General features: G+C 69.1%; 4 protein-coding genes. All 4 read left to right on the top strand.

Features of this window, described 5'->3' with window-relative positions:
* Positions 1 to 68: 68 nt before the first annotated feature.
* The 4 genes from AC5DRG_RS21470 to AC5DRG_RS21455 all read left to right on the top strand — a co-directional run bounded on the left by AC5DRG_RS21470 (position 69) and on the right by AC5DRG_RS21455 (position 13,025).
* Positions 69 to 1,088 (top strand): nucleoside triphosphate pyrophosphohydrolase, encoded by a 1,020-nt coding sequence (locus AC5DRG_RS21470; protein WP_491812186.1) that lies wholly within the window; start codon positions 69 to 71, stop codon positions 1,086 to 1,088.
* A gap of 106 nt (positions 1,089 to 1,194) precedes the next feature.
* A complete protein-coding gene (locus tag AC5DRG_RS21465) occupies positions 1,195 to 1,551 on the top strand; it encodes a hypothetical protein (protein ID WP_491812185.1) in 357 nt (118 codons plus the stop codon).
* An 8-nt stretch (positions 1,552 to 1,559) separates the two neighbouring features.
* On the top strand, positions 1,560 to 2,108 hold the full coding sequence (locus AC5DRG_RS21460; protein ID WP_491812184.1) for a type 1 periplasmic-binding domain-containing protein: 549 nt from the start codon (positions 1,560 to 1,562) through the stop codon (positions 2,106 to 2,108).
* A 228-nt stretch (positions 2,109 to 2,336) separates the two neighbouring features.
* Complete coding sequence (locus AC5DRG_RS21455) at positions 2,337 to 13,025, top strand: LamG-like jellyroll fold domain-containing protein (protein ID WP_491812183.1); 10,689 nt, start codon at positions 2,337 to 2,339, stop codon at positions 13,023 to 13,025.
* Positions 13,026 to 13,029 lie beyond the last annotated feature (4 nt).

The following is a 13,029-nucleotide window of genomic DNA, read 5'->3' as shown; positions in this document are numbered from 1 at the left end:
GCACGCCAGCCCCGCCTGGCCTGTGGATAACTCGTGGGGCTGTCGGTGGCGTGGGTTACGTTCGGAGAGTGAACGCAACCAGCACCGGTCCCGAGGCTGCCCCCGGCCGCATCGTCCTGCTCACCACCAGCCACCGCGTCGCCCCCGGCCTGCTGTCCTGGCCCGCCTGGCAGGCCCTGCACGCCGCCGACAGCGTGCTGTGCGCGGACGGCACGCACCCGCAGCTGCCGTACCTCCGTGAGGCCGGGATAGGGGTCGACGAAGCGTCGCCTACCGCCGAGGAACTGGTCGACGCGTGCGCCGGGAACCGGACGGTCGTGATCGTCGCGTCGGGCGAGGGCGAACCGGCCCTGACGGACGGACTGGCCCGCCTCGCCGGCTCCGGCCGCGTCCACATGCCCGAACTGGAACTCCTCCCCGCCTCCTACGACCTCCCCGGCGCCCGCCTCCTCGACCTCGTCCAGGTCATGGACCGCATCCGCAGGGAGTGCCCCTGGTCCTCGCAACAGACCCACAAGGGCCTGGCGAAATACGGCATCGAGGAGGCGTACGAACTCGTCGAGGCCATCGAGGAGGGCGACCGCGCCGAACTCCGCGAGGAACTGGGCGACGTCCTTCTCCAGGTCGTCTTCCACGCCCGCATCGCGGAAGAGGGCGCTCCGGATGATTCGGGTGATCCGGATGACCCGGACGACGACAACGCCCCCTTCTCCATCGACGACGTCGCCTCCGGCATCGTCACCAAGCTCATCCACCGCCACCCCCACGTCTTCGGCGACGAGACCGCCACCACCCCCGAAGAGGTCAAGGAACACTGGCTGCGCACGAAGCAGATAGAGAAGCGCCGCGAATCCGTGACGGACGGCGTCCCCCTCGGCCAGCCGGGCCTCGCGCTGGCGGCAAAGCTGGCCTCACGCGTCCGCACGGCGGGCCTGGACGTCCCGCTGCCCACCGGCGAGGGCATCGGCTACGAACTGCTCGCGCTGGCGGTCCGCGCGGAGGCGGCGGGCGTGGATCCGGAGGCGGCGTTGCGCGCGGCGGCCCGGGTCTATCGGGATGGGATCAGGGAGACCGAGAGCCGGGGATAGCGGTTCCTCAACCGCGTGTACTGTACGGCGCCGTGATCGCGCACGTGTCCGCACGTTTCCGCGAGACGACTTCGCACGCTCCCGAGAAGAACAGAGGTAGACGGCCGTGAAGCACGACATGGTCGCCGCGACCGCGGCTCAACCGGTGACCGGCACCGGCACCGGCACGTTGCCGGGGCTGCGCCCGAGGGTGGCCCTCGCACTCGTCCCCCTGTTGAGCCTCGGCCTCCTGGGCGCCGTGCCCGCGCTGGTGCTGGCGTTCCGGCGGGGCAGTCGCGGCGACTGGCTGGCGGCGGTGGGGTTCACGGCGGTGACCGTGGCGTGGCTGTGCCGGACGCTGCTGACGCCGGATGAGACGTATGGCGCGCAGTACGCCCTTGATGTACTGCTGCTCTCCCTCTCCACGCTGGGAGCGGTGCTGCACTGCCTGTTCGTCAGACCGTCCGCCGGCGGCTCCCGATGAAGATGAAGATGACGAAGCCCACTTGGTGGGTGGCCGGCGGTGCGGTCGCCGTCCTGGTCGGCGCACTGGCCGTCGTAGGGCTGCTCGGCGGTGACGAGCAGACGCCGCCGGACACCCGGGCGCGGCAGTACACGGAGTTCGACGCCTGTCTGCTGACCGGTGAGCAGGGCATCGCGCAAGGGACACCGGCGGCGTCCGTGTGGACCGGGATGCAGGACGCGTCCCTGGAGACCCGGGCCCGTGTCACCTATGTGCCGGTGACGGGCGCGCAGTCGACGGCCAACGTCCGGGCGTTCCTCAACAGCCTGATCCAGCGTCAGTGCGAGGTGATCGTCGCGGTCGGTGCCGCGCAGTCCGAGGTCACGCGGGACGCGGCCGAAGCCCATCCCGACGTCCGCTTCGTCGCGGTCGACGGCGCGGCGACCCCGAGTGCGGGGTCCACTCCCGCCAACCTCACCACCGCCGATCCCGGCCCCACCGCCGCCGAGACCGTGGCGGATGTCATCCGCAAGGCGGTTGAGGTGTCCGGTGATGCGTCGCGGGCGTCCGGGTCATGAATGGATCGTGAAGGTTCCGGGGAATTATAAAGATCGACTAACGGTGTCGATCTTATGTGGCGCCTGTGATCGAGCTTGGGGCAATCTGTCGAAACTTTGTCAGCTCCAAGTGAAGGCTTTGCCATGCGTGCTCGCTGGGTCCGTGGCTCTCGCATGTTCCCGCTGGGTAGATCCGGCAGGCGCAGGGCGAGAGTTACGGCGGTATCCGTTCTCGTCGGCTTCTCCTTCGTGCTCACCACGGAGACGGCCGCGGCCACCGGCGCCACGCTGTCGGCGCCGACGATGCCCGAGATATCCCTGAGTGGTCTGTGGGATTGGGCCAGTTCGTCCGAACTGGACACCCCCGGCCAGCAGGGCGGCACCGCGCGGGGCAAGAGCCACCGTGCCTCGGCGGACGCCACCAGCGCCGATCGCGGGGTCGGCCGCAAGCCCGGTGAGGGCAAGGGGCAACTCGACGCGTACGAGCGGCCGGTGGACAAGCCGGAGAAGGTCACGACCGGCGAGGCCGCGGGCGCGGCGAAGAGCTTCAGCCTCAAGACCAGTGAGCGGGACGCCAAGAAGTCCACGGCGACGTCGGACTACTACGTCAACGACGACGGCTCGACCACGATCCGGCACTACACCGACCGCGCCAACTACAAGGCGGCGGACGGCACCTGGAAGCCGATCGACACCAGCCTGGTCGAAGAGGCCGACGGCCGGTTCGGACAGGACGCCAACCCCCTCGACGTCGAGTTCGCCCCGGACGCCACCGACAAGAAGCTGGCCTCCGTCGACTTCGGCTCCGGCCGCACCCTCGCGTACACCCTGAAGGGCGCGAGCGAGGCCGCGGCTCAGCAGGACGCGAACGGCACGCTCGTGTACGCCGACGTCCTGCCCGCCACCGACCTCCAGTTCGTCCCGATCGCGAGCGGCTTCAAGGAGAACCTCGTCCTGCATTCCAAGGACGCGGCCAACTCCTGGGTGTTCCCCGTCCAGGCCGAGGGACTCACCCCCCGCCTGGCCAAGGGCGGCGGGGTCGAGTTCACCGACGCGGGAAGCGGCGCCGACGGCAAGGTGGTCGCCACTATCCCCGCCGGCTACATGGAGGACTCCAAGGTCGACCGGCGCTCCGGCGACGGCGCCCGTTCGCGGCAGGTGTCGTACGAGATCATCACGGTGGGCGGCGAGCCGGCCCTGCGGATGACCGCCGACCGGGACTGGCTGGACGACCCCGAGCGGGTCTATCCGGTCACGGTCGACCCGACGACGACGCTCGCCGCGAGCGAGGCGACGTATGTGCAGAACGACTACGCCGCCGACCGCTCCGCCGAGAACCAGATCAAGGTCGGTTCCTACGACTCGGGGACGAACAAGGCGAACTCGTTCCTCCAGTTCTCGGCGCTGAGTTCGACGATCGCCGGGCAGAAGGTCAGCGCGGCCGCCCTCAACGTGTGGGCGCTGTGGTCCTCGACCTGTACCGCGACGCCGTTCTCGGTGCATCCGGTGAGCGCGTCGTGGGCGACGTCGACGACCACGACCTACCCGGGTCCGGCGTACGGCTCGGCGATCGGCTCCGCCACGGTCGCCCCCGGCAGCTCGTGCACCAACACCACCGGCGCCACGACCGTCGGGGTCAAGATGCCGGTGACGCTGTCGACGTCGTGGCTCACGCAGATCGCGACGGGCTCCGCCAACTACGGGCTGGCGCTGACCGCGCCGACGGGCGACGCGCTGCACTGGAAGAAGTTCCACTCCGACGACTCGGCCACCACGAGCTGGCGTCCCTCCCTGGACCTGACCTACGCGGCCAACACCAAGCCGCAGGTCAACGCCCAGTACCCGCCGGAGAACTTCCAGGCCAACACGCTCCAGCCGGAGCTCCTTGTCTACGCGAGCGACGCCGACAAGTGGCCGAACTCCACGCTGACCTACACCTTCGAGGTGTACGACGCCGACACGGGCAGCACCACCCCGGTCGTCACCTCCGCCGCCCTGTCCAAGGGCAGCTGGAAGATACCCGCCGGCAAGCTCAAGTGGTCCAAGAACTACGCCTGGTACGTGGGGGTGAGCGACGGCTACGAGGAGGTGACGTACTCCAGCCGTTTCACTACCGCCGTGCCGCAGCCGCCGGTGACCTCGGGGCTGGCGCAGAACACCGACGGCCATGAGTTCGACCCGTCGGACGCCAACTACACCACCGAGGACACCGACGCGGACGTCGAGGTGGTCGGTCCCTCGCTGGGCATCGACCGGTCGTACAACAGCCTGGACCCGCGTCTGGACGGGGCGTTCGGGGCCGGCTGGTCGACGGCCGTCGACATGAAGGCGGCCGAGGTCAAGGACCCGTCGGGGACGGTCACCAGCGTCGTCGTCACCTACCCGGGCGGTGAGCAGGTCGCCTTCGGCCGCAACAGCGACGGAACGTTCCAGCCGCCGCTGGGACGCTACGCCCGGCTGCAGGTGGTGACCGCCGGCGGCTACACGCTGACCGACAAGGACTTCACCGAGTACGCCTTCAAGCAGACGACCGCGAAGACGGGGACGTACGCGATCTCCGCGATCAAGGACTACGCGGGCCGTACCGAGACCTTCACGTACAACACGTCGAAGCAGCTCACGAAGATCACCAATGAGACGTCCAAGCGGTCGCTGACCCTGGCCTGGAAGACCCCGACCGGGGCGAGTGCCGCGCACGTCGACACCGTCGCCACCGACCCGTCGATCGCGGGGAACTACGACACCGCCCAGACCTGGCAGTACACCTACAGCGGCGACCAGCTCACCAAGGTCTGCCCGCCGGCCGACTGGTCGAAGTGCACCGTGTACGGCTACGCCACCGGCAACCACTACCGCACCACGGTCCTGGACGCCGACCCGTACGCCTACTGGCGCCTCGGCGAGGCGGCCGGGGCCACCGTCGCCAAGGACACGGTCGACACCAACCAGGGCCGCTACAACGGTCTCTACCGCAATGTCACCCTCGGCGGCAGCTCCGCGCTCGCGGGCTCCACCCAGCCCACGGCCACCTTCAACGGCACCACCTCCTATGTGGAGATGCCGTCCGCGCCGGGCGCGACCCCCTCGTACATGACGGTCTCGCTCTGGTTCAAGACCACCACGGCCGGGGGCGTCCTCTTCTACTACGGCGACAAGCCGCTCAGCGACAGCGACCCGGTGGCCAACACGACGAAGAACACCCCCGCGGTGTACGTCGGCACCGACGGCAAGCTGCGCGGCTGTCTCGCCATGTCGCCCAGCTGCAACCCGACGGTCGTCTCCGGCGCCACCGTCACCGACGGCGCGTGGCACAACGCCGTCCTCACCGGACAGGCCAGCAGCCAGACCCTCTACCTCGACGGCGTCGCCCAGGGCTCCCTCACCGGCACCATCAACGACTGGGAGCAGCCGTACATCTCCCTCGGCGCCGGTGTGAACACCGACGGCTGGCCCGCGATGAACAGCGCCGACACCCTCGGGCACTACAAGGGCCAGCTGGCCGAGGTGGCGATCTACTCCGAGCCGCTCGACGTGTCGGTGATCAGCGCGCAGTACCAGGCCGCCAAGCGGTCCGCCGGACTGCTCAACAAGATCACCACGGCCAACGGGAAGACGCAGTCGCAGGTCGTCTACGACACCGCCGACGACCTCGTCACCCAGGCCACGGACGGCGACGGCGGCACCTGGAAGCTCAACCCGCCCACCGTGACCGGCTCCTCGCAGGTCTACCGCTCGGCCGTCATGGGCTCCGCCCCGGCCGGCTACTGGCGGCTGGCCGACACCCAGGGCGCCGCGCAGGCCGCGAACGAGATCCACAGCGGTTTCGGCACGTACAGCACGGTCACGCAGGGCGTCGCGGGCCCGTTCGGCAGCGGTGATGTGACGGCCGCGTCCTTCAACGGGACATCGTCGTACGGCGAACTCCCCTTCACCCCGTGGCACGGCTCCTCGTCGCGCGCGGTCGAGGTCTGGTTCAAGACCGCCGGCCAGGGCGTGATCCTGTCCGACCAGTCGCAGGCGCCGACCGGCACGACCCCGGCCGGTAGCTGGAACCCGCTGCTGTACGTGGGCGCCGACAACAAGCTGCACGGCCACTGGTGGAGCGTCTCCGGCTCCGGCAACACGGCCTTCGGGTCGACGAACACGGTCACCGACAACACCTGGCACCACGCGGTCCTCTCCGCGTCCGGCACCACCCAGACCCTTTACCTCGACGGCGTCAAGCAGGCCGACTTCACCGGTGAGGCCAAGGACCAGTCCAACACCCGCACCTTCGTCGGCGCGGGCTACACCAAGTCCTGGTACAGCTCGCCCGGTGACGTCAGCCGCTTCACCGGCTCGATCGCCGAGGTCGCGGCCTACGGCCACGCGCTGAGCGCGGACCAGGTCGAGGACCACTGGCAGGGCTACAAGGCCTCGTCCGGTATCGCGCCGGTCCGCACGGTCAAGCTCACCGACCCGACCGACAAGACCCTGACCTACGTGTACGACCCGGAGATGGGCAACCGTCTGCTGGCCGCGACCGACACCACCGGGCAGCGGACGACGTACGGCTACGACACGGGCGGCTTCCTGCACACCGTGACCGACGCCAACGGCAACCGCTCCATCACCGGTCACGACGTGCGCGGCAACACCGTCTCGCAGACCGACTGCCAGGACACGGCCGCGGGCAAGTGCGCCACCGAGTACTACACGTACTACCCGGACGCGACCACCGCGTTCCCGGCGATGGACCCGCGCAACGACCTGCTGCTGACCGAGCGGGACGCCCGTTCCACGTCCGCGACCGACAACACCTACCTGACCGGCTACACCTACGACACCGGCGGCAACCTGCTGACGGTGACCACCCCGCCGGTCCCCGGACACCCCGCGGGACGCACGGCGACGACGACGTACACCACGTCGTCGACCCCCGCGGCCGAGGGCGGCACGGCGGTCGCGCCGGCCGGTCTGACGGACACGGTGACGGCGCCGGGCGGCGGGAAGACGTCGTACGTCTACTTCGCCAACGGTGACTTGGCCTCGGCGACCGACGCGAACGGCGCCAAGGTCACGTACACGTACGACAACCTGGGCCGGACGACGGCGAGTTCCGAGATATCGGACTCGAATCCCGGCGGTCTGACCACGAGCTGGGAGTACGACAAGAACGACCAGGTGGTCACCGAGACGGCCCCGACGGTCACCAACCGGGTCACGGGCGCCGCACACCGCGCACGTACGACGACGTCCTACGACCCCGACGGCAACGTCCTGTCGCAGACGGTCGCCGACCTGACCGGCGGGGACGCCGCGCGGACGACGTCGATGACGTACGACGCGTACAACCGGATGAAGTCGCGGACGGATCCCGGCGGCGGCACGACGTCCTTCGGGTACGACGGCTACGGCAACAAGGTCAGTGAGACCGACCCCGAGGGCAACGTCAACACCTACACCTTCGACGCCGAGGGCCGACCGCTCACCACCAACCTCCTCAACTACACCGGCGACCCGGGCAACCCGTCGACGGCGACCACCCTGGTCCAGGAGTCACGGGCGTACGACCCGGCGGGCCGCCTCGCCTCCGTCACCGACTCGATGGGCTGGGTGACCGCGTACACGTACACCGACGACGGCATGCCGGCGACGGTGGTGCGCAAGGACCCGGCGAACGGCAAGCAGTTCGTCGAGGAGTCCAACTTCTACGACATGGCCGGGAACCTGACCAAGCAGGTGACCGACGACGGACAGACCACGACCACCTTCACGGTGGACGCGGCCGACCGCGTCACCTCCTCCGCCCTCGACCCGACCGGCGTCAACCGGACCACCAAGGTCTCCTACGACCCCGACGACAACGTCGTACGGGAGACGGACACCGACCCGGCGACCGGTGACGTCAGCACCGTCGACACGCTGTACGACAAGCTCGGCAATGTCACCGGCACGACCGTCCACGACGGAACCACCGCTCCGGTGGGGCGCTGGAAGCTCGACGAGAGCAGCGGCACCACCGCGGCCGACTCCTCGGGCGGCAACAACACCGTCACCCGCGGCTCGGGCATGACCTCCGGCACCGACCGAGGCGGCTCGGCCACCTTCGACGGCACGGCCAATGCGTACGGCCAGACGAAGACGCCCCCGGTCAACACCAGCGGCAGCTTCACCGTCGCCACCTGGGCGAAGGTCGACGACACCACGGCGGGCCGCACGCTGGTCTCGCAGGACGGCCAGGCCATCTACGGCTTCGTCCTGTACTACTCCACCACCTACGGCTGGACCTTCGCCCGGGCCAAGAAGGACGTCAATCCGCCGACCGCCGCGTTCGTGAGCTCCGGACTGTCCGCGGTCACCGCGGGCACCTGGACGCACCTCGCCGCGGTCCACGACGCCGACGCCGGGATGATGCGGCTCTACGTCAACGGCACGCTGGCGCAGGAGGCCGCCTTCGACGGCGCCTGGGAGGCGACCGGCACGCTGCAGCTCGGCCGCACCAAGACCACCGCCGGCTACGGCCTGCCCCTCAAGGGCGGCCTGGACGACGTCCAGCTCTACGGCGAGGCGCTCACCGCGTCGCAGGTGTCCGCAGTGCGGGGCGGCACGCTGCCGGCGTCCGGTAGTTCGGTCCGTACGACCACCTGGAAGCTGGACCAGCGGGGCCTGCCGCTGTCGACGACCGACCCGGCGGGCAACACCACGGAATACGGTTACGACGAGGCGGCCCAGCAGGCCACGGTCGCCGAACCCGAGGTCCAGGCCGAGAAGAACGGCGACACACCGGAGGCGCTGCGCCCGGTCTCCATGACGGGGTACAACACGTTCGGCGAGATGACGGAGACGTCCGACCCGCTGGGCAATGTGACGACAACCGCCTACGACGCGGACGGCCAGGAGACGTCGACCCGCCTCCCGGCCTACACCCCACCGGGGTCGTCGACCCCCATCACGGCCACGGCCTGGAACGAGTACAACAAACTCGGCCAGGTCACCGCCGAGGTGGACGCGCTGGGCAATCGCACCACGTACACCTACACCCAGCTCGGCGACCTGGCCTCGGTCACCGAACCCGGTGGCGACAAGTCGACGTTCGTCTACGACACCAACGGCGACCTGCTGTCGGCGACCCGGCCGAACGGCGCGCGTCAGGAGTCCACCTGGGACTACCTCGGGAACGAGCTGACCAGCACGGACATCGTGCGCCAGCCCACGCAGCGCGCCTACACGGCGATCAACGAGTACAACGCCCCGGGCGGCGACCTGTCCCGTTCCGTCAGCCCGACGGGAGTGGCGGAGTCGTACGAGTACAACGCCCTGGGCGAGGTCACCAAGGTGACGGACGGGGCGGGCAACGTCTCGACCTTCACCTACAACATGGACGGTGCGGTCCTCACGGCGACCGACGCGGACCTCACGAGCACCAAGAACACATACGACGGCTACGGCCAGTTGACCGCGACCAGCGACCTGGACTCGTCCGGGGCGATCCTGCGAACCAGCGGCGCGGCCTATGACCGCGCAGGCAACCCGGTGTCGGTGACCGATTTCCGAGGCCATACCTCCACCCTCACCTACGACCCGACGGGCCTGGTGACCAAGGCGGTCCAGCCGGTCTCGGCGACGGAGTCGATCACCACGACCTTCGGCTACGACGTGGCGGGCAACCGCACCCGCTTCACGGACGGCCGGGGCAACCGATTCCTGACCACGTACACCACCTGGGGCCTGCCGGAATCGCTGATCGAACCCGCCACCCCGACCCACCCGGACGCCGCCGACCGCACCTTCACCACGGTGTACGACGCGAACGGGCGGCTGAAGGAGGCGCGTTCACCGGGCGGTGTCACCGTCACACACGAGTACGACGCCAAGGGCCGCCTGACCCGGCAGGCCGGAGAGGGTGCGGAGGCCGCGACGGTCGACCACACCTATGCCTACGACTCCGACGACCGCGTCACTTCGGTCGCGGGCTCCGGCACGACGCCGAACACCTTCACCTACGACGACCGCGGCCTGCTCCTGTCCACGTCCGGCCCGTCGGGCACCTCGTCCTTCGCCTACGACGGCGACGGCGCCCCGACCTCTCGGACGGACGCGTCGGGCACCTCGGCCTTCGGCTACGACACGGCCGGCCGTCTGAAGACGGTGAGCGACGGAGCGACCGGCTCCTCACTGACGTACACCTACGACGTCAACAGCAATGTCAAGGAGATCGCCTACGGCGGCACCGGCAAGTCCAAGCGGACCTTCTCCTACGACGCCCTGGAGCGGCTGACCGAGGACAAGCTGACGTCGTCGACGGGCACGGTCCTCGCGTCCATCGGCTACGGCTGGGACGAGAACGACAACCTCAAGTCGAAGACGACGACTGGTGTTTCGGGTGCTTCGTCGAACACCTACGCGTATGACTGGGCGAACCGCCTGACGTCCTGGAACAACGGGACGACGACGGAGGCGTACGGCTACGACGCCTCCGGCAACCGCACCCGGGTGGGCGGCGACACGTACACCTACGACGCCCGCAACCGGCTCACGTCCGACGGCCACAGCACCTACGCGTACACCGCGCGCGGCACGCTCAGCTCGACCGTGGACGAGAGCGGGACGACGACCCCGATCAAGGCGGACGCCTTCAACCGGGTGATCAGCGAGGGCGACCGGACGTACACGTACGACGGCCTGGACCGCGTGCTCAACGCCAAGGACGAGGCGGGCAACGAGGTCTTCTCCTTCGCCTACAGCGGTTCGGGCAACGAGGTGGTCTCGGACGGCTCGGCGGTCTACAGCCGTAACGCCGACGGTTCGCTGCTGAGCGTGAAGGCGGGGGCGTCGGCGGTGCTGGCGCTGACCGACATCCACGAGGACGTGATCGCCCAGTTCACCGATACCGGTACGGCACTGGCGGGTTCGGCGACCTACACGCCGTTCGGCACGAGGTCGGCGGCGAGCGGGATGCTGGGCAACCTGGGCTATCAGTCGGGCTGGACCGACCCGGCCACGGCCAAGGTGAACATGGCCGCGCGCTGGTACTCACCGCAGACCGGCCAGTTCAACAGCCGCGACACGGTGGGCAACGACCCGCTGCCGGCGTCGGTGAACGCCAACGCCTACGCCTACGCGAACCAGAACCCGATGACCGGCGTCGACCCGACCGGCCACTGGTTCGAGTTCGTGAAGAAGGCCGTCAAGAAGGTCACGAAGAAGGTCAAGAAGGTCGCCAAGTCGGCCTGGAAGAAGACCAAGACGACCGTCAAGCGGGCCGCGAAGACCGTCCGCAAGGCCGTGAAGCACGTCAAGAAGACGGTCAAGAAGGCCGCCCGCAAGGTGTATCGCACGGTGCGCAAGACGGTGCGCTATGTCTCGGACAGCGTCAAGAAGGTCAAGAGATACGTCAAACGCACCTACAAACGCGTAAAACGCGTCGCGCACAAGGTCGTTCACCACATCAAGAAGACGGTGAAGAAGGTCGCCAAGGCCGTCAGGAATGTGACGCACAAGGTGGTCAAGGCGGCCAAGAAGGCCGCGAAGAAAATCGGCAGAGGCGTCAAGAAGGCGGCGAAGGCCTCGGCCAACTTCGTGAAGCAGCACGCCGCGACGATCGCCTCGGTCGCGGTCGGCGTGGTGGTCTTCGCGGGCTGCACCGCCGCCACGGCGGGCGCCGGCGTGGTCGGCTGCGCGGCCCTGGCGGGCGCGGCGGCAGGCGGCGTCGGCTACCTGATGAGCGACGGTCCCAAGTCGGTCGGCGGCTTCCTCGGCGCCGTCGCCATCGGCGCCGTCACCGGCGCCCTCGGCGGCGCGGCAGGCGGCGCCGCCTCCGGCGCGGTGGGCCGCCTCCTGGCCGGCTCCGTCGGCAAGATCGGCACCGGCGCGGCCATGGGCGCGGCGGGCGGCGCGGCAGAGGGCGCGGTCGGCTACGGCGTCACCTGCGCTGCCAGTGAAGAGGGGTGCAGCGCGAGCGGGGTGGCGAAGGCCACGGCCGTCGGTGCGGTCACTGGTGGGGTGTTCGGAGCGGCGGCCAGCAAGTACGGGCGCAAGGGCTGCACGCCGCACAGCTTCACCGGGGCCACCTCTGTCGTCATGGCCGGCGGAGCGGCCAAGTCGATCTCCCAGGTCAAGGTCGGCGACTACGTCCTGACCGCCGAACCGGGCAAGAAGGAGAAGGAGAAGCACCGGGTCAAGGCCGTGATCGTCACCCGGACCGACCGCGACTACGTCGACGTCACCGTCAGCACGAAGTCCGGCCCGAAGACGATCCAGACCACCAAGCACCACCAGTTCTACGAGGTCACCCGGAACGCCTGGACCCAGGCCGGCGACCTCAAGACGGGGCAGAAGCTCCAGAACGGCGACGGGGCGGCGACGGCGATCGCCGAGGTCACGTCGTACACGGCGGAGCGCGTCACCTACGACCTCTCGGTGGAGGGGCTGCACACGTATCACGTGGTGGCGGGCGACATCGAGGTCCTCGTCCACAACAACTCCGGTGACGGCCAGGCATGCCCGACCGGCGCCGCTCCGGATGGCAACGGACAGTGGCGTCACAGTGGGCGGTTCGCGGCCAATCCCGATCGAATCGAGCCCGGAACGCCGGACGCCGACGGAATGGTGAGCGGGACGAACGAGTCCGGGCACGTCACCAGCCGGGCGAAGTTCCGCGTGCCCGTGCTGCAGAAGATGTGGGACGATGCCGAGCCGGGGACGCTGCCGGACGGCTCGCAAGGCCGCGCGTGTACACGCGGAGGGCCAAATTGCTCCGGTGTGGTGGGCGGAAATCCCTATAAGGGGGAGTCCCGCGACGGGAACTGGGATGGCGGCCACTTTCCGCAGTCCTGGTCCAACCGGAAGTTCCCATTGGGTACCTCACGGGAACAAGTCATCGACAACTACAACACGGATGTACGGTTGGAATGCGTCCCCTGCAATAGGGGAGCCGGAAACAGACAGGACGGATAACCGA

It is taken from the genome of Streptomyces sp. JLBG701 (assembly GCF_058544905.1).
The sequence above is the reverse complement of the archived record's forward strand: the minus strand, read 5'-3'. Positions and strand labels throughout refer to the sequence as shown.